This is a genomic window from Neisseria sp. GT4A_CT1 (genome assembly GCF_000227275.1).
In the GTDB taxonomy this organism is placed as follows: Bacteria; Pseudomonadota; Gammaproteobacteria; order Burkholderiales; family Neisseriaceae; genus Neisseria.
In genome coordinates this window covers 49265-70001 of sequence record NZ_JH164970.1, presented here as the reverse complement: position 1 = coordinate 70001, position 20737 = coordinate 49265, and the positions used below count along the sequence as shown (strand labels likewise).

Sequence of the window (20737 nt, the reverse complement as noted above, 5' to 3'; positions counted from 1 at the left end):
TCGGATTGCCGTTTGGGGCTTTCAGACGACCTGTTATAATCTGCGCCTCTTTTTGGTTCGTCTGCATTCCCTATGAAACTCAACCCCCAACAGCAAGCCGCCGTCAAATACCTCGGCGGGCCTCTGCTCGTGCTCGCCGGCGCCGGCAGCGGCAAAACCGGCGTGATTACGCAAAAAATCAAACATTTGATTGTCAACGTCGGCTATCTGCCGCATACCGTTGCCGCGATTACCTTTACCAACAAAGCCGCTACGGAAATGCAGGAACGCGTCGCCAAAATGCTGCCCAAGTCGCAAACGCGCGGGCTGACGATTTGCACCTTCCACTCTTTGGGCATGAAGATTTTGCGCGAAGAGGCGAACCATATCGGTTACAAAAAAAACTTCTCCATCCTTGATTCCACCGACAGCGCGAAAATCATCGGCGAACTTTTGGGTGGCACGGGAAAAGAAGCCTTATTCAAAGCGCAGCACCAAATTTCCCTGTGGAAAAACGATTTGAAAACGCCCGAAGACGTACTTCAGACGACCTCCAATATTTGGGAAGAACAAATCGCGCGCGTGTATGCGAGCTATCAGGAAACCCTGCAAAGCTATCAGGCGGTGGACTTCGACGACTTAATCCGTCTGCCCGCCGTGCTGTTGCAGCAAAACAGCGAAGTGCGCAACAAATGGCAGCGGCGGTTGCGTTATCTGTTGGTTGACGAATGTCAGGACACCAATACCTGCCAATTTACGCTGCTGAAACTCTTGACCGGCGCGGAAGGCATGTTTACCGCCGTCGGCGATGACGACCAATCCATCTACGCATGGCGCGGCGCGAACATGGAAAACCTGCGCAAAATGCAGGAAGACTATCCGCAGATGAAAGTCATCAAACTGGAGCAGAACTACCGCTCCACCGCGCGGATTCTCAAAATCGCCAATAAAGTTATTGAAAACAATCCCAAGCTGTTCACCAAAAAACTTTGGTCGCAGTTCGGCGAAGGCGAAATTGTCAAAGTCGTTGCCTGCCAAAACGAGCAACACGAAGCCGACTGGGTCGTCAGCCAAATCGTCAAGCAGAAGCTGGTCGGCGGCGACAAAACCCAATACGCCGATTTCGCCGTGTTATACCGCGGCAACCATCAGGCGCGGATTTTTGAAGAAGCCTTGCGCAGCGCGCGCGTTCCCTACCAACTCTCCGGCGGACAAAGCTTTTTCGACAAAGCCGAAATCAAAGACGTTTTGTCCTATTTGCGCCTGCTTGCCAACCCCAACGACGATCCCGCCTTCCTGCGCGCCGTAACCACACCCAAACGCGGCATCGGCGATGTAACGTTGGGCAAGCTCAACACCTACGCGCACGAACACGAATGCAGCCTGTATGAAGCCGCGCAAACCGAAGAAGCACTCGCCCTGTTGAACAATACCAACCGCCAACACCTGCAAGCCTTTATGGATATGTTCGGCAGCTACCGCGCCAAAGCGGAAACCAGCGAAGCGGGCGAACTCATCAACGGCCTGCTCAAAGAAATCGACTACGAAAACCATCTGCTTGCCAGCGAAGAGGGTAAAGCAGGGGAAATCAAATGGCGCAACGTCAGCGACCTGATCGGCTGGTTGGAACGCAAAGGCGAGCAAGACGGCAAAAACATCATCGAACTCGCCCAAACCGTCGCACTGATGACGCTTTTGGAAGGCAAAAGCGAAGAAGAAGTCGATGCCGTCAAACTCTCGACCCTGCACGCCTCAAAAGGCTTGGAATACCCCTACGTCTTCCTTGTCGGCTGCGAAGAGGGCATCCTGCCGCACAACGACAGCATCGAAGAAGACAACGTCGAAGAAGAACGCCGCCTGATGTACGTCGGCATCACCCGCGCCAAGCGCCAACTTACATTGACCCACTGCGTCAAACGCAAAAAACAAGGCACATGGCAGTTCCCCGAACCCAGCCGCTTCATAGACGAAATGCCGCAGGAAGATATCAAGATTTTAGGGCGCAAAGGCGGCGAACCGATTGTGAGTAAGGAAGAGGGCAGAAGCCATCTGGCGGGAATGCTGGATATGTTGGCGGCGAAAGGGAAGGGCTGATATAGTGGATTAACTTTAAACCAGTACGGCGTTGCCTCGCCTTAGCTCAAAGAGAACGATTCTCTAAGGTGCTGAAGCACCAAGTGAATCGGTTCCGTACTATCTGTACTATCTGCGGCTTCGTCGCCTTGTCCTGATTTAAAGTTAATCCACTATACATCGGAAAGACAGGGCGCAAAGAGGTCGTCTGAAAATGGTTTAAGGGCGTCTGAAGGTATCGGTTTTCAGACGACCTTTTTCAACGATTTGAGGGTCGTCTAAAACGCCCGTCCTAGCAATAAGTAGCATATTCAAACTATTTCGTTTCGGGTATAGTATCGCCTGAACAGACTTTCAGGCAGGCTGACCGGTGCGGAAGCGACGTTTTATATGTTATCCCTAAAGATTCCCGCGCCGCCAATCGTCAGCCCGCCCTAAACCGTATGATGCGACATTGCTTTGGAGAAGCGCTGAAATGTTCAAACGTCCTGAAGAAATCATCGTCCTTGTCCTTGCCGTCATTTGGGTGGTGCTGACTTATTTCATCGCCGCCTTTCTCGGCGCCGATACTTACACCATCTTCCTGATTACCGGCCTGACGCTGGTATGGGCAGGCGTATGCTTCCGCCTGTGGCAGATTAATTTGAGCCGTAATATCTGGCCGCTGTTTTTAGGCAGCTTGGTGATGTGTTGGTGGCCATATTTGGATTGGTTCGCCATCAAAGACATCGTCGTTCCCGCTTCGGGAGGAGAGGCTATTATTCTGAACAGACCATGGTATGCAAGCTGGACCCTCAAATTCATCCTGTCGCTGATTCCGGTCGTACTCGGCTACGCATACAAATGGAAACAGGCTAAAAAACGCCATACCGCTACGCCAAACGCCTGATATCCCCAGCCTAAAACGCCGTTGATAGCAAACGGCGTTTTGCTTTTTCAGACGACCCGCATACTGTCAACGCTATCGATAAACTGCTATACTTTTCGGATAATTCAACCGGTTTTTACTCGGATAAGGTCGTCTGAAAAGTACCCGACAAACGGAAAAGAAATGATCAGCAAACAAGAATATCAAGCCCAAGCCGCTCAAGGCTATAACCGCATCCCGCTCGTGCAGGAACTCCTTGCCGACTTGGATACGCCGCTTTCCCTCTATCTCAAACTCGCCAACCGCCCCTATACCTACCTGCTCGAATCCGTCGTCGGCGGCGAACGTTTCGGCCGCTATTCCTTTATCGGCCTGCCTTGCAGCCACTATCTCAAAGCCAGTGGCAAACACGTCGATGTTTATCAAAACGGTGAAATCGTTGAGCAACACGACGGCAATCCGCTGCCCTTTATCGAAGCCTTCCACAACCGCTTCAAAACGCCCGAAATCCCAAGCTTGCCACGCTTTACCGGCGGATTGGTCGGCTACTTCGGTTACGAAACCATCTACAATTTCGAACACTTCGCCCACCGCCTGAAAAACAGCGCCAAAGCCGACCCGCTTGGCACACCCGACATCTTACTGATGCTGTCGCAAGAGTTGGCGGTTATCGACAATTTGAGCGGCAAAATCCATCTCATCGTTTATTCCGATCCCTCGCAGCCCGACGGCTACGAACGCGCCCGCGAACGCCTCGAAGACATCCGCACCCAGTTGCGCCAAAGCTGCGCCATCCCGCTCTCGCTCGGCAGCAAACACACCGAAGCCGTCAGCGAGTTTGGCGAAGAGCCGTTCAAAGCCTGCGTCGACAAAATCAAAGACTACATCTTCGCAGGCGACTGCATGCAGGTCGTCCCCAGCCAGCGCATGAGCATGGAATTTACCGACAGCCCGCTCGCCCTCTACCGCGCCTTGCGCACACTCAACCCTTCGCCTTACCTCTTTTACTACGATTTCGGCGATTTCCACATCGTCGGTTCCTCGCCCGAAATCCTCGTCCGCCGCGAACGCGACGACGTCATTGTCCGCCCCATCGCCGGCACGCGCCTGCGCGGCAAAACCCCCGCCGAAGACCTTGCCAATGAGCAGGATTTATTAAGCGACGCCAAAGAAATCGCCGAACACGTCATGCTTATCGATTTAGGGCGCAACGACGTCGGACGCATCAGCAAAACGGGCGAAGTCAAAGTAACCGACAAAATGGTGATTGAAAAATACTCCCACGTGATGCACATCGTTTCCAACGTCGAAGGCCGTCTGAAAGAGGGCATCACCAATATGGACATCCTCGCCGCCACATTCCCCGCCGGCACACTCTCCGGCGCACCCAAAGTCCGCGCCATGGAAATCATCGAAGAAGTCGAACCGAGTAAACGCGGCATATACGGCGGCGCCGTCGGCGTATGGGGCTTCAACAACGACATGGACTTGGCAATCGCCATCCGCACCGCCGTAGTGAAAAACAACACGCTATACGTCCAAAGCGGTGCAGGTATCGTCGCCGACTCCGATCCAACCTCCGAATGGCAGGAAACGCAGAACAAAGCCCGAGCGGTGGTTCGGGCGGCGCAGATGGTGCAGGAGGGGTTGGATAGGTAGGTTCACTAAATTATTCTGAAAAAATTGAAATATGTTTAACTTCAAGTAAATACTTTGCAAAATGGCAACTATAAAATCAAACTCTTTATTTCACTTTACTCCCAAAGAGGAATATCTATTAGATATTTTGGAAAATGGATTTTGGCCTAGATATTGTTCTGAAGATATTGAATGGCTAATTCCAAAAGATTTTAAAAATGAATTAGAGAAACAGGAAGAAGACAACTTTTGGGAAACTCTTACTAAAGAATTGATAAAATATAATATCAATTCAATAGCTTACCCGATGTCTTGTTTTTGTGATATTCCACTATCCAAAATTACAGCACATACAGATTTTTATGGTGGTTTTGGTCTTGGAATGACGAAGGAGTGGGGAATAAGAAAGGGATTAAATCCTATTTTCTATCTGTCAGATAACAGTATTATTCCCAATCTAATTCGAAATTTTATCTTAAAAAAATATTCCGGCGGATGCGATAAATTTGTTAATCAGTAGGGAATTGAGTCCAAACATTGTACTTCGACTTATGAAATTCTTGAAGCCATTGAGAGGAAAGATGAAAGTAAATGGTAAGGAGGTAACGAAAAATTTTGATGAAGAATGTGAGTGGAGGTATGTACCTACTTCAGATGAAAACAACCTTTTCCCAAATTTTTACCAAATTTTTTTAGCCAATAATGAAGAATTACAGGATTCAAATATTGTTACGAAAAAAGTTGCTTCACTAAATTTTGAACCCTCAGATATAAAATACATTTTTGTACCAGAAGATTCTAATATTCCAACAATTATTAATAAAATTAATATAATATTTACGGATTATCCTGAACATGAAAGGCTTCTCTTACTTTCAAAAGTTATTTCCTTAGATACTATCAGAAAAGATTTTTAATATTCCTTGCTATGAACAAATCCTCCATCCTCCCTCCAATCTCGGTATCCTCGGCAGCGGACAATTAGGCAGAATGTTTATCGTTGCTGCCAAAACCATGGGCTAAAAAGTAACCGTGCTCGACAAATACTGGAAGAAAGATTCCTTAGGAAAAATACCAATGATCTTAAATGAAAAACAACAAAAATCCGTCAGCAAATTCCTCAGCCTGATCTTGCGTCACAGACCCGAACAAATCGGAATTACTTTGGACAAAAACGGCTGGGTGGATATTGATATCCTGCTGGCACAAGCAAATCACCCCAAGCACAACTTTACCGGTGTTGCATTGACGTACGATAATTTAATGGAAGTCGTTGAAAATAATGATAAAAAACGGTTTACCGTATCAGAAGACGGCAAGCGTATTCGTGCCGCGCAAGGGCATTCCACAAAACAGGTTGAAATCCAGTATTGCGCAACGACGCCGCCTGATATCCTATATCACGGCACAGCGGAAAAATCGGTGCAGTCGATATTTGGCCAGGGATTGCATGCAGGTTCACGCCATTTCGTCCATCTTTCGGCAGATATCGAAACCGCAATCAAAGTCGGTTCCCGACATGGTAAACCCGTAGTGTTAACCATCAACACCGCAGCCATGCTTGCCGATGGTCATCAGTTTTACCTCGCAGACAACGGCGTTTGGCTGACTGAAAACGTTCCAGCGAAGTTTATTGCCAAGTTGTGAATTTAGCTTGAGTTTTGAGGAGTAAATAGATATGAGAAAATCTTCGATTCTAATTTTGACGGCTTTGACTGTACTGGTTGTTGGTTGTGACAAAATGAAGTCGGATACAAATTCTGATACAAATATCGATCAAAGTGATGTTTGTGTGGTGAGCAAAATCAATAAAGATGAAATTCAAAAATGTACGCCGGGCAAACTTATATTCCTTTCACCACAAACATGGGGTAGTGAAAAAGTTCCTATCGAATTGTCAGCATTTTTCTGCGATACCAATCATCAAGTCATCTACAACAATAGCGGTGTACTGTGTGTCTATACAGACAAACGCATGCATAAAATTAAATAGTTCACACTTGGAAAAATCCGCCTGTAAAAATAAGGGGCGGATTTTGTTTGTGAGTAACTTATTATCTGTTACATTAGTTCGCATAATGTATATTATGTTAAATTATATCGATTGATTCAAGTTTCTCAATATTATTTAGTTCTATCCATCTCTCTTCGTACCCATCACAAAGCTTTCTAAAATCAGTTAAAATACACGACTTAATTTTATTTTTCCCTATTTCCTTATGAACATCTTATCCGTAGAAAACGCTTCCTTTGCCGTCGGCCATGTCGCCCTGCTCGACAAAACTTCCTTCCAACTCGACAGCGGCGAAAAAATCGGTTTAATCGGCCGCAACGGCGCGGGTAAGTCTTCGTTTCTGAAAATCCTCGCCGGTGTACAGAAGCTCGACGACGGACAGATTATTGTTCAAAACAACCTCAAAATCGTTTATGTGCCGCAGGAATCGTTTTTTGATAAGGAAGCCACCGTATTCGACACCGTCGCCGAAGGCTTGGGCGAAATCCGCGACCTGCTGCGCCGTTACCACCGCGTCAGCCATGATTTGGAGCACAATTCAGACGACGTTTTATTAAAAGAACTCAACGAATTGCAGCTTGAAATCGAAGCGAAGGACGGCTGGAAGCTGGATGCGGCGGTGAAGCAGACTTTGGGTGAACTGGGTTTGCCGGAAAATGAAAAAATCGGCAACCTCTCCGGCGGACAGAAAAAGCGCGTCGCCTTGGCGCAGGCTTGGGTGCAGAAGCCCGACGTATTGCTGCTGGATGAGCCGACCAACCATTTGGACATCGACGCGATTATCTGGCTGGAAAACCTGCTCAAAGCGTTTGAAGGCAGCCTGGTCGTGATTACCCACGACCGCCGTTTTCTGGATAATATCGCCACGCGCATTGTCGAACTCGACCGCGGCATTCTGCGCTCCTATCCCGGCTCGTTTTCCAAATACAGCGAGAAAAAAACGCAGGAATTGGCGGTTGAAGCGGAACACAACCGCCTCTTCGACAAATTCCACGCGCAGGAAGAAGCGTGGATACGCAAAGGCATCGAAGCGCGCCGTACCCGCAACGAAGGCCGCGTGCGCCGTTTGGAAGAACTGCGCCGCCAGCGTGCCGAACGCCGCAACGTGCAGGGACAGGTCAACTTCAAACTCGACAGCGGCGAGAAAAGCGGCAAAATCATCGCCGAGCTGGAACACGCCTCGTTTGCCTATGGTGACAAAGTCATCATGGACAAATTTTCCGCCATCTTGCAGCGCGGTGACAAAATCGGCTTAATCGGCCCAAACGGTATCGGCAAAACCACCTTCCTCAAGCTGATTCTGGGCGAATTGCAGCCGACCTACGGCAGAATCCGCATCGGCAGCAAGCAGGAAGTCGCCTATTTTGACCAGTTCCGCAGCGCGTTGAACGAAAACGACACCGTGTTTTACACGCTCGGACAAGGCAACGATTACGTCGAAATCGGCGGCAAGAAAAAACACGTCATGAGCTATCTGGAAGATTTCCTGTTCCATCCTGCCCGCGCGCAAAGCCCTGTTTCATCGCTCTCCGGCGGCGAACGCAACCGCCTCCTGCTGGCAAAACTCTTCACCCGCCCCGCCAATATCCTGGTCTTGGACGAACCGACCAACGACTTGGACATCGACACCCAAGAGCTGCTCGAAGATTTGCTGCGCGATTACCAAGGCACGGTATTCCTCGTCTCGCACGACCGTATGTTCCTTGATAACGTAATTACCCAAAGCATTGTTTTCGAAGGACAAGGCCGTCTGAAAGAATACATCGGCGGCTATCAGGACTATATCGACGCAAAATCACGCGAAGAGAAAATTCAGACGACCGCTGCGCCGAAAATAACCGCAGAACCGGAAAAAGCCAAACCCAAAGCCAACCGCACGGTCAAACTTTCCTACAAAGAACAACGCGAACTCGACGCCCTGCCCGACGAAATCGCCGCCTTGGAAACCGAACAGGCAGAAATCAACGCGCAGCTTTCCGATCCTGAAATCTTCAAAGATTATGAGAAAGCCGGTGCATTGCAAAACCGCGCCGAAGAAATCGAAACGCTGCTTTTGGAAAAATTGGAACGCTGGGAGCTTCTGGAGGCAAAGCAGAACGGTGAAGCAGTTTGATTTGTCGATAGTAGATTCCTGTTTGCTTTAAACATCTCAAAAGCTTTATCAGACACGAGATAACAAAAAGCCTTGAATAATTATTATATTTCTAAGGCTTTATACGTTATAAAATAAAACTGAAAATTAGGTTTGGTGGAGGCGGGGGGAATCGAACCCCCGTCCGGAAGTCCTCTACAGAGCGTTCTACATACTTAGTCGTGTCTATTTAAAATCTCGTTCCTATCATGCCGACCGACAGGCCTTCTAGGAACCAGTTACCTTAAATCTTATTTCCCGCCAAGTAACCCGGCGGAAAACCAGTCAATGTAGAATGACGTTGCGGTAGCTTGCGCTACACAGCCCATTGACCAACTGCTGCAACGGCAGGCCTTAAGCGGCCAGTGCGTAAGTTTCGTCGTTTGCGACTATTTAGATTCAGTGTTTTACGGGAAATCTGAGACCCCGGTATGCCCGCATCTGCTTTGCAACCCCCGTCGAAACCAAGATCGCCCCCAGATGGGAAAGGTTGATTATACGCATATCGTTATACTTTGCCAAGCAGGACTGTCTTGATGATGAGTTGGATTGGGATGGTTGCAGAGATTCGAGGTCGTCTGAAAAATACAGTGAATTCGTTTATAATACCGCTTTCCGATTTTGAGCCTGTTTGAGCATGAAAAAGGTTGAGAAGAATATCTTGGTTTTGCACAGCGCAGAGCAAATGTTTGAGTTGGTCGATAAGGTTGAAGACTATCCGAAATTTTTGCCCTGGTACAGTAAAACTGAAGTAATCGAACGCAAAAACAATGAGTTGAAAGCGCGTCTTTTTATGGACTATATGCGCGTGCGCCAATCATTTGCTACGCACAATCACAATATTCCCGGTAAGGAAATCCGAATGGATTTGTTGGAAGGACCTTTTAAAATCTTGCGGGGAACATGGAAATTCTTAGATTTGGGCGACGATATGTGCAAAGTTGAATTTAAATTGGAATATGAATTTTCCAACTCTGTCTTATCTGCCATGATTTCGCCTGTTTTCAGCCATTTGTCCGGAGCATTGGTTGATGCGTTCGTTAAAGAAGCGGATCGCCGTTATGCTTGAGATTGAAGTCGTTTACGGTTTGCCCGGCAAGCAAGTGTTGAAAAAAATGAATGTGCAAAATGGCTGCACGGCGCGTGAAGCGGTATGCCAAAGCGGGCTGGATGAAATATTTTCTGAATTGGACTTACAAACTGCTCCGCTGGGAATTTTTGGCAAATCAGTTAAAGATGAGACGCTTCTTCGCGATAAAGATCGGATTGAGATTTATCGCCCATTATTGATTGATCCTAAAGAGGCACGCCGCAAACGTGTACAGAATCAGGATTGAAAGTTAACCAGGGTCGTCTGAAACCATGTTCAGACGACCTTTTATTGAAAATTGCCATATTTTCTGAGGTATTGAGAAATAATTATGTCGAATAAAATCAAAATGATCGTCGGACTGGGAAATCCCGGGGGCGAATACGAACAAACCCGCCATAATGCAGGATTTTGGTTCTTAGACGAACTTGCGTGGCAGTGGAAAGTATCATTTAAAGAAGAGAAAAAATTTTTTGGTGAGGTGGCGCGGGCGAATCTGCCCGATGGCGATGTGTGGCTGCTTAAACCCATGACTTTTATGAACCGTTCCGGCCAGTCTGTTGCCGCACTCGCGCAGTTTTACAAAATCAAGCCCGAAGAGATACTGGTTGTGCATGACGAATTGGATATTCCTTGCGGTCGTATCAAATTTAAACTTGGCGGCGGAAATGGGGGGCATAACGGCTTGAAAGATATCCAAGCCCGTCTTGGTACACCTGACTATTACCGTTTGCGTTTGGGTATAGATCATCCGGGTGACCGTAACCTCGTTGTCGCTTATGTATTGAACAAGCCAAGCGCAGAACACCGCCAACAGATTGACGAGGCAATTGCCAAATCATTAAAAGCGATGCCGAAAATAATGGCGGGCGAATGGGAAGAAGCTACACGTTTCCTACACAGCAAGTAAATGCTATTGTTGTGTACATCATTATCCGCCTCCTCTTTTGAAAAATCCCCTATATGTCTCAGATTTTAGAATTAATCCAGAATGAACCCATCGGCGTAGTGGAAGAAACCCTTGATTTCCTGCTGTACGAATGCAGTATAGATGATGCACCGACAACAGAGGAAGTTGAACAATGGCGCGACATATTAAACGGACGCGGCAACAAATTCATCCGCCTTGCAGCTATCTGCCAAACTTGGTTGGATGAGGAACAAAAATGAAGTTTTACATCAATAAATTCAGCCTGTTGGCTATCGTTTGGTTTGTGGCCGGTATCTATTCTTTGATTTTCAAGGAATCTGGCAATACGCCGCCACCGTTTCCCAATTTCGACAAAGTAGCCCACTTCACTTTGTTTTTTGCCCAGATTTGGTTATTGGCAAAATCTTATATTCACGAAAAAGCAAAAATTCCGTATCTCGGTTTGTTGATATTCGCACTTCTGTTTGCTGTTGGAAGTGAATGGGCACAAGCTACGTTTACCACAACACGCGAAGGCTCTATTGGCGACGGCATTGCGGATATGCTGGGTTCAGGTGCCGCGCTGTGGGTTGCAGCAAAAATTAATACATCCAAAAACCCTTCTTCTTCCCAGTCCCATTAACTACCCTCACCTATTTTTTTCTATAAAACTATTTGAAACCCGGGGGCAATCGTATTTGTTGAATACCCTTGCATTCATATGGATTGATTAATTTATTCATTAATAAATGAATTAGCTTTTAAATATAATGATATTTATTCGCATATAAATATTTATATTTGTGGAATCAGTATTTCAGACAACCCATCAATCGTTTCCAATATTATTTTTTAAAATTATACTTGACCGCCTACATGCAATTACTTAAAGTAGCCATCTATTTATACAAAGAAAAACGGGCATTCCTGTTAACGAAAAAATGAGCGCAATCACCCCACCCAAAATCACTAAATTCGACAGCAAGCCGACCGATGTTTATTTCTTCGGCACCTGCGTCCTCGATCTTTTCATGCCCGAAGCAGGCATGGATGCCATTACTTTAATCGAGCAGCAAGGCATACGGGTTCATTACCCGATGGCGCAAAGCTGCTGCGGCCAACCCGCCTACTCTTCCGGTCATCCGACCGAGGCGTTTGATGTCGCCAAAGCGCAACTCGACCTCTTCCCTGAAAACTGGCCGATCGTTGTACCGTCCGGCTCGTGCGGCGGCATGATGAAACATCACTGGCCTACCCTGTTTAAAAATACAGAATACGAATCCAAAGCGGTTGATTGTGCCAACCGCATCATTGAGTTTACTCATTTCTTGCTTGCTATCGGCTATAAGCCTGAAGACAAAGGCGAGCCGGTCAAAGTCGCCGTCCACACTTCCTGCGCCGCCCGCCGCGAAATGAACGTCCATATTTCAGGCTGGCAGTTGATTGACGGCATGGAAAACGTTGAACGCATCGTTCACGACCATGAAAGCGAATGCTGCGGCTTCGGCGGTACATTCTCCGTCAAACAAGCGGATATTTCCGGCGCGATGGTAACCGACAAAGTTGCCGCGCTGAAAGAAACCGGTGCGGCCGAAATCATCAGCGCAGACTGCGGCTGCATGATGAACATCGGCGGCAAAATCGCTAAGGACGAGCCGAATATGCCGCGTCCAAAACACATCGCATCCTTCTTGTTGGAACGTACCGGAGGCAAAGCATGAGCGCGCGCGAGAATATTTTGGCAAAACTGAAAAAAGCCGACGCATTGCCGATGGAAGAACCTGCGGTTTTTGATTATTACCGTGAAATGGGTGTTTCTTGGGACAACGAAGTTGAGCGTCTGAAACATTGGGCTGTCGCTATGCGCGCCGTCAAAACCGAAATTTATTGGGTGACTAAAACCGGCTGGCCGCAAGTATTCCGTCAAGCAGCCGAAGGCAAAGGTTTGAAAAACATTCTGCTGCCGTTGGCGACCGAACACGGACAAATCGCCCGTGCCGCGCTGGTGGACAGCAATATCGAACCGATTGCTTTCGAAAGCGAAATCGATACTTGGAAAACTGAGTTCTTCACAAATATCGATGCAGGCTTCAGTGGTTCTCAATGCGGCATCGCCCGCACCGGTACGCTGATGCTGTTTTCCAGCCCTGAAGAGCCGCGTACTTTGAGCCTTGTTCCGCCCGTGCATTTCTGCCTGTTTGATACGGCGAAAATGTATAACGAATTTCACAACGCCGTTGAAGGCGAAAAACTGGTGGAAAACGGTATGCCGACCAATGTTTTCCTGATTTCCGGCCCGTCCAAAACCGCAGACATCCAACTGACGCTTGCTTATGGCGCACACGGTCCGCGTGATTTGGTCATCCTCGCCATCCTGCCTGACCACATTTCCCCTGCCGATTTGGAGGAAAACACATGACTACGCAAACCATCAAGTTCCACATGAAGCCGGAAACTTTCAAACAAAACGCCGCAATTTCCCTTCAAGACAAGCCTTTGCGTAAAAGCCTGCGTACCGCTATGGATATGCTGATGACTAAGCGCAAAGCCGTTTTGAGCGACGAAGAAGAGTTGCAAAGCCTGCGTGATTTGTGCGAACACGTCCGTCAGCGCTCATTGTCTAAATTGCCCGCCCTACTGGAGCAGCTGGAAGAAAACCTGACTAAGTTGGGCGTTAAAGTACACTGGGCGGAAACGCCAGCCGAAGCTTGCGAAATCATCCATGACATCATTACTGCCAAAAACGGCAAGCTGATGGTCAAAGGCAAATCTATGGTCAGTGAGGAAATCGAGCTGAACCATTATCTTGAAGCAAAAGGCATTAAAGCGGTGGAAAGCGACTTGGGCGAGTTTATCGTCCAAATGGCAGGCGAAAAACCGACCCATATTGTGATGCCTGCTATCCACAAAACCAAAGAACAGGTTAGCGAACTTTTCCACCAAAACCTCGGCACGCCGTTAACAGACGACGTAGACCAACTGACCGGCTTCGCCCGTAAAGCACTGCGCGATATTTACAGCACTGCCGATGTCGGCTTGAGCGGCGTAAACTTCGCTGTTGCTGAAACAGGTACGCTGTGTCTGGTGGAAAACGAAGGCAACGGTCGCTTGAGTACCACCGTTCCGCCCGTACATATCGCCATTACCGGTATTGAAAAAGTTGTAGCCAAGCTGTCGGACGTTCCGCCTTTGTACAGCCTGCTGCCGCGTTCTGCCATCGGTCAGAACATTACCACTTATTTCAACATGATTACCGGTCCGCGCCGTAGTGAAGAATTAGACGGTCCGCAGGAAATGCACTTGGTTCTGCTCGACAACGGCCGCAGCCAAGCCTATGCCGAAGACCAAATGCGCCGCACCTTGCAATGTATCCGTTGTGGCGCGTGTATGAACCATTGTCCGGTTTATACCCGTATCGGTGGCGCGGCATATGGCACAACCTATCCCGGCCCTATCGGCGAGATTATTTCCCCGCACCTGTTGGGTCTGGATGCCACCCGCGACCTGCCGACCGCCTGTACCATGTGCGGCGCATGCGTGGAAGTTTGTCCGGTACGTATCCCGATTACCGAACAAATGCAGCGTTTGCGTGTCGAAGCACAACGCTCACCTTCCGAAGTTGTGCCACATCCTATCCGCGGACAAGGCGCATCGCATACCTTCGGCGAACAAATGGCATGGCGCACATTCAACGGCATTTTCAGCGGCAGCAAAGCCTACCGCGCCTTCGGTTGGGCGGCCACCAAATTCCGTGCATTGACACCAAGCAAGCAAATGGGCTGGACAGACAACCGCGTTCCTATGAAACCTGCCAAGAAAACGCTGCATGAAATGATGGCGGAAAAAATGCGCCAAAAAGAAAAAGCGTAAAGCCGAAATAGATAAAGACGTATATTTGCTGTTTAAACAGCAAAGGTCGTCTGAAAATCGTAAACTGCACATGATTAAGCCGGATACCAAATCCAGCTTAATCATGTGCAGTTTTTTATGGCTTAATACGGCATAGGGTATATAGAAAGGTGTCTTTCAGGATAAAGGTCGTCTGAAAACCGTGTTTGAAAGTATTGGCTTTGTCAACACAGTTTTCAGACGACCTTGTTTATTGGGTATAGGCAAGAACGATTAATAATCCACCTTGATTTTAGGTGCTTCACTTTCCTGTTGCGCCGCTTCGTATTCTTCTTCCAGCTCAAACCGCAGCGGATACAAATTCAGTTTTTCCATCAGCAGACGGTCTCCGTCTTCGCCGGGGTTTTCGGTGGTTAAGAGCTTGTCGCCGTAGAAAATCGAGTTCGCGCCCGCCAAGAAACACATCGCCTGCATGGATTCGGGCATGTTGCTGCGCCCTGCCGACAGGCGGACGTAGCTCTCGGGCATGGTAATCCGCGCCACGGCGATGGTGCGGACAAACTCCGTCCAGTCCAAATCTTCGGCATCGGCCAGCGGCGTGCCTTCCACTTTGACGAGCTGGTTAATCGGCACGCTTTCGGGCTGCGGGTCAAGGTTGGCGAGGCTGGCAATCAGTCCGGCACGCTCGGCGCGGGTCTCGTTCATGCCGACAATGCCGCCGCAGCAAACCTTCAAACCGGCATTGCGGACTTTGCCCAAGGTATCCATGCGGTCTTCGTGTTTGCGCGTGTGGATGATGTCGTTGTAGCGCTCAGGGTCGGTGTCAAGGTTGTGGTTGTAATAGTCCAAACCTGCTTTTTTGAAGTCTTCCGCCATACCGTCTTCAAGCATACCGAACGTGCCGCAGGTTTCCATGCCCAAACCCTTCACGGCTTTGATGATTGCGGAAACCGTCTCTACGTCTTTCGGTTTGGGGCCACGCCATGCCGCGCCCATGCAGAAACGGCTTGCACCGCGCGATTTGGCGATTTTGGCTTTTTCAACGATTTCGTCCACATCCATCATCTGCTCTTTGCCCAGATTGGTGTTGTGGTGCGCCGATTGCGGGCAGTAGGCGCAGTCTTCGGGGCAGCCGCCGGTTTTTATGGACAACAAGGTGGAAAGCTGGATTTCGCGCGGGTTGAAATTTTGGCGGTGGATTTCGGCGGCTTGGTAAACGAGGTCGAGGAAGGGCAGCCCGAACAGGGCTTCGACATCGCATTTTTTCCAATAGCGCGCGGTCGGATGCGGCTTGCGCTCGATCTTACGGCGCAAGGCAACGGGAGAGATGGTCATAGTGTGTTCTTTCGTGTTTACAGCGGCGCAATGACGCTGACTGCCTGACTGTCGGCGCAATGACGGCAGCGGCGTGGTTGGATAAGTTGGCATCGATGTTATTTGCCTCAAAGGGTGAAATCATTCAAATCAAATACTTGAACAATTTTGACAGCTCATAAAGTCGTAAGATTGCTACCCTACTCTCGATGCCGCATGGAGTGTAACGCTTTTGAAAACTCAGGGCAAAATTTTTTAGCTTCTTATTCAAGAAATAAACTGAATTTCCTATTTCCATTGATGGAAACCAAATTTTCAGACGACCTCCAACAAGCGGAACAAATTTATCTATGTGCGATATTGGCGGATAAGCAGATTCAAACTAGAATCGATAAATTAATCACATTGCACTATGGCTATAAATTAAAAAAGGAATATGATGAATCAGCCTAAAATTAAAGCATATTGGAAATCTGCCGCTATGCTGCTGGTTGCATTTGGCGTACAAGCACTCTTGTTTTTATTATTGCTTTACATGTATGTTTTAGATAAAGGAAATCCGTCCGTTTTAGAGATATTGAGCAGTGTTTTGATTTTCGCTGCCCATGCTCTGCCCGCTATGCTGCTATGCACCCTTGTCGCGAAACGTTTGTGCTTGCGGCGCAGTGTAGCAGGAACGCTGTTGTTTGCATTGCTTTCAGCGGCAGGCGTGGTAATTACGATTGCGGCATCTGAAGGGATATTAATGCTGATATATCAGCGTTCAACGACATTAGATTGGCAAATGTACGCCGGAGTCGGAATAATGGGGGCAATTGCGGGCGCGATTGGTTCTTTGATGTTGCCGAGGTCGTCTGAAAACAAGTCTCTCAATAAATAGTTACATAACTTTGACGATTGTATTTTGGATAGATATTGGCACTTTTAGAAAGTCAATAGACTAAAGGTCGTCTGAAAACCCTGTTTTCAGACGACCTTTTACATTGGCAAGGATAAACAAATATGCGGTAATGTCTGCTTCTTGTCTAATCCGACGAACTAGCCTGCCAGTTGCGGGAAAATGGATTTCAATCCCGCGACGATGATTTCTACGGAGACGGCCGCAAGCATCATGCCCATGATACGGTTGAGGATGGTTAACCCTGTCGTACCCAGTTTTTTGCTGATTCGCCCGGCGACGATGAGGATGGCGTAGCAAATCAGGCTGACGAGGAAGCCTGCGGTAAGGATCAAAGCAATATCGCTGTAATTTTTGGCGGCTGAGGCGTAGATGATCACGGTAGAGATACCGCCCGGACCGATGGTGATGGGGATGGCGACGGGAACGACGGCGATGGCTTTGGCGTTTTTCTGGATGTGTTGTACAACGCCCGCTTCCTTGTCGCCACCGATATTTTGTTTAGCGGGGTTGTCGTTGCCGTTCATCATGGAGATGGCGATAAGCAATACCAAAATACCGCCGCCGACTTGGAAGGAACCGACGCTGATGCCCAATATTTTCAACAACATTCCGCCCGTTAAGGTGAAGACGGCAATGACGATGAAGACGGCGAGTGCGGCAGTGCGGGCGATGCGGCGTTTTTCTTTGGTGCTGTGATCCTGTGTCAAATCGAGGTAAATCGAAAGCGCACTGAACGGGTTAATCAATACAAGGAAGGCAACTAATAGTTTGCCGATTTCTACACCTAATTCCATTTTTCATTCCCTTATTTGTTTTTTGTAGAGACGTTTACGTCCGCTTTATCGTTAAATTCGTAACGGCGTTTGGTTTTATGTTCGCTGGAAATGCCCATGAGCAGCGCAAGTACGGTCATGATGGAGAGCGTTGCAGTGCCGCCATAGCTGACCAACGGCAGGGGAACGCCGACAACGGGCAAAATGCCGCTCACCATACCCATATTCACAAAGGCGTAGCAGAAAAAGGTCATGGTCAATGCACCGGCAAGCGTGCGGCTGTAAAGCGATTGGGCTTTGGCGGCAATCAGCAGTCCACGCGTCAGGATAACGAGATAAACCAGCAGCAGCAAGATGTTGCCGATCAAACCGAATTCTTCGCCATATACGGCAAAAATGAAGTCGGTCGTGGACTCGGGAATGTAATCCAAATGCGTTTGCGTGCCGTTGAGCCAGCCTTTCCCCCAAACGCCGCCGGAACCGATGGCAATCATGGACTGAATGATGTGGTAGCCTGCGCCTAAAGGGTCCTGCGTCGGGTCAAACAGCGTCAGAACACGGGTTTTCTGATAGTCGTGCATCCCGTAGTTCCACAAAAGCGGCAATGCGGCAACGAAGGCGACGATGGCGGCAAAGATGACTTTCCACGGCAGACCTGCGAAAAAGACAATGAAAATACCCGATGCCATAATCAAAACTGCCGTACCCAAGTCGGGCTGTTTCAAAATCAGCGCAACGGGGATGAGGATCAAAAGCATGGCGATGACGTAGTGAAACCATTTCAGACGACCTTCGTGCCGCTGGAAGTACCAAGCGACGGTCATGGGCAGGACGATTTTCATGATTTCGGACGGCTGGATGCGCGTGAAACCCAGCTCCAGCCAACGGGTAGAGCCATTAACGGTTACGCCCGCGACTTCGACGGCGACAAGCAGCAACACGCCAATCAGGTACATCGGCAGCGCAACCTTTGCGGCATCACGCGGCTTGAATGAGGCGACAAACCACAGCAGGGCGAAGCCGACAACCGTATGCAGGGTTTTGTGTTCAAGTTGGCCGAAATCCTGCCCGTCCGCTGAATAGAGCAGAAACAGGCTCATGATGTAGATGACGAGCATGGGGAAAAACAGCCACGGGTCTATCGGAGCAGATACGATGCGCTTGATTTTCGCCCACATTCCGACCGTTTCATTCATGATTTGCTTCCTCCTGTTTCAAACCGTAGGCTTTTTGGAATATGGTCGGCGGTTGGGGTTGTGTGCGGTGTTGTTGCGGTTCGGGCATTCCGCCTGCGTCGGGGTCGTCTGAAAACTGCTGCGGCTTGACGTTGAGCATATAAAAATCGGTCAGGCTGCGGGCAAGCGGTGCGGCGTATGCACCCCAGCCACCGTTTTCCAGAATCACAGCGATGGCGATTTCAGGTTTTTCTAAGGGAGCAAACGAGATAAACCACGCATGGTCGCGGTGTTGCTCGCGCAAGGCTGAGACGTTGTAACGACCGCCCTGCTTGATTTGCACAACCTGTGCCGTGCCCGTTTTGCCGCCCATGCTGTAAGCCAAACCGCCGCCGATGCGGTGTGCCGTACCGCCCGGTTTCAAGACTTTTTCCATCGCCTGTTTGACGTATTCGAAATTGTCTTGTTTGAACGGAATTTTGTATTCAGGATTGGGATTGATACGCGTGATTTTGCGTTTGTCGAAATCCAACAACTCTTTCACCAAATGCGGCTGATAAACCACGCCGTTATTGGCGAGCGAAGCGGTGGCGTGTGCCATTTGCAGCGGGGTGTAGGCGTTGTAACCCTGCCCGATGCTGACCGAGACCATCTCGCCTGCGCGCCATTCTTTGGCGGTAGGATCGGACGATTTGGCAAAGCGTTTCGCCTTCCATTCGCGGCTGGGCAAAACGCCCGTATATTCGCTGGGCAGGTCGATGCCGGTTTTTTTGCCGAAACCGAATTGCGCTAAATACGGAGATGCTTTGTCTATGCCCATTTCGTATCCCAAGCGGTAGAAAAAGGTATCGGACGACACCTGTATCGCTTTGCTCAAATTCGCCGAACCGTGACCGCTGCGTACGGAATCTCGGAAGACGTGGCGGCTGCCGGGAATGCTCCATGCACCGGGTGCGGGAACAACCGTCGTTTGGGTAATTTTGCCGCTTTCCAGCAAAGCCATGCCCATAAACGGCTTAAACGTCGAACCCGGCGGATACAGACCTTGCGTTACGCGGTTGACCAACGGCTTTTTCCAGTCGTCATTCAAGGCTTTCCAAGTTTCGCTGTCGATGCCGTCGATAAAGAGGTTGGGATCGAAAGATGGTTTGGAAACGAAAGCCAACACCGTACCGTCTTGCGGATTGATGGCGACAATCGCCCCGCGCCTGTCTCCCAATATTTTATCCGCCTCTTGTTGCATGCGGATGTCCATGCCCAAGCGCAAAGTTTGCCCCATGCGCGACGGCACGTTTTTCAAGACGCGCACAATATTGCCGTAAGCGTCTTTTTCCACTTCTTGATAGCCGGGCGCGCCATGAAGCTGCGGTTCGTAATATTTTTCCAGACCCGATTTGCCGATGTGCGTGCTGCCGCGATAGAGCGCAGTCAAGCCCTCTTCTTCCAAAATTTCCTGATCTTTATCGCTGATGCGCCCGATATAACCTAAAAAGTGTGAAGTCAGCTTGCCATAAGGATACTCGCGGAAAGTGCGCGAATTGACTTCTACGCCTTTAAATTCATTCAGATGCACCGACAATTTCGCCGCTTCTTCATCTGTCAGGCGCAGCTTGAGCGGGATGTTTTCAAATTTGCGGTAGCTCTCGCGATATTTGTAGAAACGCTTCAAATCGGTAGGCGTAATATCGACATACTTCCGCAAGGCTTCGATGACATCTTCCATCTTGCCTTCAATGCGGCTGGGAATGACTTCCAGCGAAAACACGGGATAGTTTTTTGCCAACGGTACGCCGTTGACATCTACGATTTCGCCGCGAACGGGCGGGGTTGGAATTAATGTGATGCGGTTGCTGGATGCCTGTCCGGAAAAATCGTCATGCCGGAACACCTGCAAATAAACAAACCGAGTCACCAATGCGGCAAACAGGATCACAATCAGGACAAACGCCACCAACAGACGCAATAAAGAATCGGCTTGCGCCGCCTTTGCAGTCTGTGTTTTACCGCTACCGCCATTTTTCA

At 49.0% G+C, this 20737-nt stretch carries 21 protein-coding genes and 1 other RNA gene; 17 read left to right on the top strand and 5 right to left on the bottom strand.

Annotation, left to right across the window (positions count from 1 at the left end; all coding sequences use genetic code 11):
• Window positions 1-72: 72 nt before the first annotated feature.
• The 8 genes from rep (at window position 73) to HMPREF1028_RS11530 (ending at window position 8685) form a co-directional block, all read left to right on the top strand.
• Entirely contained in the window at window positions 73-2073 is a 2001-nt protein-coding gene (gene rep / locus HMPREF1028_RS11565) for a DNA helicase Rep (protein WP_009312942.1), read from the top strand.
• A gap of 454 nt (window positions 2074-2527) precedes the next feature.
• Complete coding sequence (locus tag HMPREF1028_RS11560) at window positions 2528-2941, top strand: hypothetical protein (protein WP_009312941.1); 414 nt, start codon at window positions 2528-2530, stop codon at window positions 2939-2941.
• A 162-nt stretch (window positions 2942-3103) separates the two neighbouring features.
• Entirely contained in the window at window positions 3104-4579 is a 1476-nt protein-coding gene (gene trpE, locus HMPREF1028_RS11555) for an anthranilate synthase component I (RefSeq protein WP_009312940.1), read from the top strand.
• A gap of 61 nt (window positions 4580-4640) precedes the next feature.
• On the top strand, window positions 4641-5078 hold the full coding sequence (locus HMPREF1028_RS11550; RefSeq protein WP_009312939.1) for an abortive infection system antitoxin AbiGi family protein: 438 nt from the start codon (window positions 4641-4643) through the stop codon (window positions 5076-5078).
• 61 nt (window positions 5079-5139) lie between these two features.
• Window positions 5140-5475, top strand: a complete 336-nt coding sequence (locus HMPREF1028_RS11545; protein WP_036529713.1) for a hypothetical protein — start codon at window positions 5140-5142, stop codon at window positions 5473-5475.
• Window positions 5476-5635: 160 nt separating this feature from the next.
• Window positions 5636-6205 carry an RNA 2'-phosphotransferase gene (locus HMPREF1028_RS11540; protein WP_009312938.1) on the top strand — a complete coding sequence of 190 codons (570 nt, stop codon included), beginning with the start codon at window positions 5636-5638 and terminating at the stop codon, window positions 6203-6205.
• Window positions 6206-6236: 31 nt separating this feature from the next.
• Window positions 6237-6551, top strand: coding sequence for a hypothetical protein (locus HMPREF1028_RS11535; RefSeq protein ID WP_003759160.1), 315 nt, complete (start codon window positions 6237-6239; stop codon window positions 6549-6551).
• Between the two features lie 226 nt (window positions 6552-6777).
• The gene (locus HMPREF1028_RS11530; protein WP_009312937.1) at window positions 6778-8685 is read left to right on the top strand and encodes an ATP-binding cassette domain-containing protein; all 1908 of its coding nucleotides are present in this window, start codon (window positions 6778-6780) and stop codon (window positions 8683-8685) included.
• Between the two features lie 133 nt (window positions 8686-8818).
• Here HMPREF1028_RS11530 and ssrA read toward each other — a convergent pair.
• Window positions 8819-9181: a transfer-messenger RNA gene (ssrA, locus tag HMPREF1028_RS14060) on the bottom strand.
• Window positions 9182-9340: 159 nt separating this feature from the next.
• Here ssrA and HMPREF1028_RS11525 point away from each other — a divergent pair.
• From HMPREF1028_RS11525 to HMPREF1028_RS11490, 8 genes are all read left to right on the top strand, one after another.
• Complete coding sequence (locus HMPREF1028_RS11525; protein WP_003756250.1) at window positions 9341-9772, top strand: type II toxin-antitoxin system RatA family toxin; 432 nt, start codon at window positions 9341-9343, stop codon at window positions 9770-9772.
• Window positions 9765-10040, top strand: a complete 276-nt coding sequence (locus HMPREF1028_RS11520; RefSeq protein WP_003756256.1) for an RnfH family protein — start codon at window positions 9765-9767, stop codon at window positions 10038-10040. The genes HMPREF1028_RS11525 and HMPREF1028_RS11520 overlap by 8 nt, the downstream gene beginning before the upstream one ends.
• A gap of 84 nt (window positions 10041-10124) precedes the next feature.
• Entirely contained in the window at window positions 10125-10703 is a 579-nt protein-coding gene (gene pth / locus HMPREF1028_RS11515; RefSeq protein WP_009312935.1) for an aminoacyl-tRNA hydrolase, read from the top strand.
• A 53-nt stretch (window positions 10704-10756) separates the two neighbouring features.
• Window positions 10757-10963: a hypothetical protein gene (locus HMPREF1028_RS11510; protein ID WP_003763661.1), complete on the top strand. Its 207-nt coding sequence runs from the start codon at window positions 10757-10759 to the stop codon at window positions 10961-10963.
• Entirely contained in the window at window positions 10960-11346 is a 387-nt protein-coding gene (locus tag HMPREF1028_RS11505; RefSeq protein WP_009312934.1) for a VanZ family protein, read from the top strand. The genes HMPREF1028_RS11510 and HMPREF1028_RS11505 overlap by 4 nt, the downstream gene beginning before the upstream one ends.
• 298 nt (window positions 11347-11644) lie before the next feature.
• Window positions 11645-12424, top strand: coding sequence for a (Fe-S)-binding protein (locus HMPREF1028_RS11500; RefSeq protein WP_009312933.1), 780 nt, complete (start codon window positions 11645-11647; stop codon window positions 12422-12424).
• Window positions 12421-13122: a lactate utilization protein C gene (locus tag HMPREF1028_RS11495; protein WP_009312932.1), complete on the top strand. Its 702-nt coding sequence runs from the start codon at window positions 12421-12423 to the stop codon at window positions 13120-13122. The genes HMPREF1028_RS11500 and HMPREF1028_RS11495 overlap by 4 nt, the downstream gene beginning before the upstream one ends.
• Window positions 13119-14573: a LutB/LldF family L-lactate oxidation iron-sulfur protein gene (locus HMPREF1028_RS11490; protein WP_009312931.1), complete on the top strand. Its 1455-nt coding sequence runs from the start codon at window positions 13119-13121 to the stop codon at window positions 14571-14573. The genes HMPREF1028_RS11495 and HMPREF1028_RS11490 overlap by 4 nt, the downstream gene beginning before the upstream one ends.
• Before the next feature lie 252 nt (window positions 14574-14825).
• On the opposite strand, the gene bioB is transcribed toward HMPREF1028_RS11490, so the two are convergent.
• Complete coding sequence (bioB, locus tag HMPREF1028_RS11485) at window positions 14826-15887, bottom strand: biotin synthase BioB (RefSeq protein WP_009312930.1); 1062 nt, start codon at window positions 15885-15887, stop codon at window positions 14826-14828.
• Window positions 15888-16305: 418 nt separating this feature from the next.
• Here bioB and HMPREF1028_RS11475 point away from each other — a divergent pair, with 418 nt between their 5' ends.
• The gene (locus HMPREF1028_RS11475) at window positions 16306-16746 is read left to right on the top strand and encodes a hypothetical protein (RefSeq protein ID WP_009312929.1); all 441 of its coding nucleotides are present in this window, start codon (window positions 16306-16308) and stop codon (window positions 16744-16746) included.
• 158 nt (window positions 16747-16904) lie between these two features.
• Here the strand turns inward: HMPREF1028_RS11475 and HMPREF1028_RS11470 are convergent, their stop codons facing one another.
• The 3 genes from HMPREF1028_RS11470 to mrdA all read right to left on the bottom strand — a co-directional run.
• Complete coding sequence (locus tag HMPREF1028_RS11470) at window positions 16905-17561, bottom strand: MarC family protein (RefSeq protein ID WP_009312928.1); 657 nt, start codon at window positions 17559-17561, stop codon at window positions 16905-16907.
• Between the two features lie 11 nt (window positions 17562-17572).
• Window positions 17573-18736, bottom strand: coding sequence for a rod shape-determining protein RodA (gene rodA / locus HMPREF1028_RS11465; protein WP_009312927.1), 1164 nt, complete (start codon window positions 18734-18736; stop codon window positions 17573-17575).
• The coding region (mrdA, locus tag HMPREF1028_RS11460) for a penicillin-binding protein 2 (protein WP_009312926.1) at window positions 18729-20737 on the bottom strand (2009 nt) is incomplete at its 5' end. The genes rodA and mrdA, both read right to left, overlap by 8 nt.

What these genes read in the sequence shown, in the direction of transcription:
- rep (WP_009312942.1), top strand. Translation starts at nt 73, where the DNA reads ATGAAACTCAACCCCCAACAGCAAGCCGCCGTCAAATACCTCGGCGGG.
- HMPREF1028_RS11560 (WP_009312941.1), top strand. Translation starts at nt 2,528, where the DNA reads ATGTTCAAACGTCCTGAAGAAATCATCGTCCTTGTCCTTGCCGTCATT.
- trpE (WP_009312940.1), top strand. Translation starts at nt 3,104, where the DNA reads ATGATCAGCAAACAAGAATATCAAGCCCAAGCCGCTCAAGGCTATAAC.
- HMPREF1028_RS11550 (WP_009312939.1), top strand. Translation starts at nt 4,641, where the DNA reads ATGGCAACTATAAAATCAAACTCTTTATTTCACTTTACTCCCAAAGAG.
- HMPREF1028_RS11545 (WP_036529713.1), top strand. Translation starts at nt 5,140, where the DNA reads ATGAAAGTAAATGGTAAGGAGGTAACGAAAAATTTTGATGAAGAATGT.
- HMPREF1028_RS11540 (WP_009312938.1), top strand. Translation starts at nt 5,636, where the DNA reads ATGATCTTAAATGAAAAACAACAAAAATCCGTCAGCAAATTCCTCAGC.
- HMPREF1028_RS11535 (WP_003759160.1), top strand. Translation starts at nt 6,237, where the DNA reads ATGAGAAAATCTTCGATTCTAATTTTGACGGCTTTGACTGTACTGGTT.
- HMPREF1028_RS11530 (WP_009312937.1), top strand. Translation starts at nt 6,778, where the DNA reads ATGAACATCTTATCCGTAGAAAACGCTTCCTTTGCCGTCGGCCATGTC.
- HMPREF1028_RS11525 (WP_003756250.1), top strand. Translation starts at nt 9,341, where the DNA reads ATGAAAAAGGTTGAGAAGAATATCTTGGTTTTGCACAGCGCAGAGCAA.
- HMPREF1028_RS11520 (WP_003756256.1), top strand. Translation starts at nt 9,765, where the DNA reads ATGCTTGAGATTGAAGTCGTTTACGGTTTGCCCGGCAAGCAAGTGTTG.
- pth (WP_009312935.1), top strand. Translation starts at nt 10,125, where the DNA reads ATGTCGAATAAAATCAAAATGATCGTCGGACTGGGAAATCCCGGGGGC.
- HMPREF1028_RS11510 (WP_003763661.1), top strand. Translation starts at nt 10,757, where the DNA reads ATGTCTCAGATTTTAGAATTAATCCAGAATGAACCCATCGGCGTAGTG.
- HMPREF1028_RS11505 (WP_009312934.1), top strand. Translation starts at nt 10,960, where the DNA reads ATGAAGTTTTACATCAATAAATTCAGCCTGTTGGCTATCGTTTGGTTT.
- HMPREF1028_RS11500 (WP_009312933.1), top strand. Translation starts at nt 11,645, where the DNA reads ATGAGCGCAATCACCCCACCCAAAATCACTAAATTCGACAGCAAGCCG.
- HMPREF1028_RS11495 (WP_009312932.1), top strand. Translation starts at nt 12,421, where the DNA reads ATGAGCGCGCGCGAGAATATTTTGGCAAAACTGAAAAAAGCCGACGCA.
- HMPREF1028_RS11490 (WP_009312931.1), top strand. Translation starts at nt 13,119, where the DNA reads ATGACTACGCAAACCATCAAGTTCCACATGAAGCCGGAAACTTTCAAA.
- bioB (WP_009312930.1), bottom strand. Translation starts at nt 15,887, where the DNA reads ATGACCATCTCTCCCGTTGCCTTGCGCCGTAAGATCGAGCGCAAGCCG.
- HMPREF1028_RS11475 (WP_009312929.1), top strand. Translation starts at nt 16,306, where the DNA reads ATGAATCAGCCTAAAATTAAAGCATATTGGAAATCTGCCGCTATGCTG.
- HMPREF1028_RS11470 (WP_009312928.1), bottom strand. Translation starts at nt 17,561, where the DNA reads ATGGAATTAGGTGTAGAAATCGGCAAACTATTAGTTGCCTTCCTTGTA.
- rodA (WP_009312927.1), bottom strand. Translation starts at nt 18,736, where the DNA reads ATGAATGAAACGGTCGGAATGTGGGCGAAAATCAAGCGCATCGTATCT.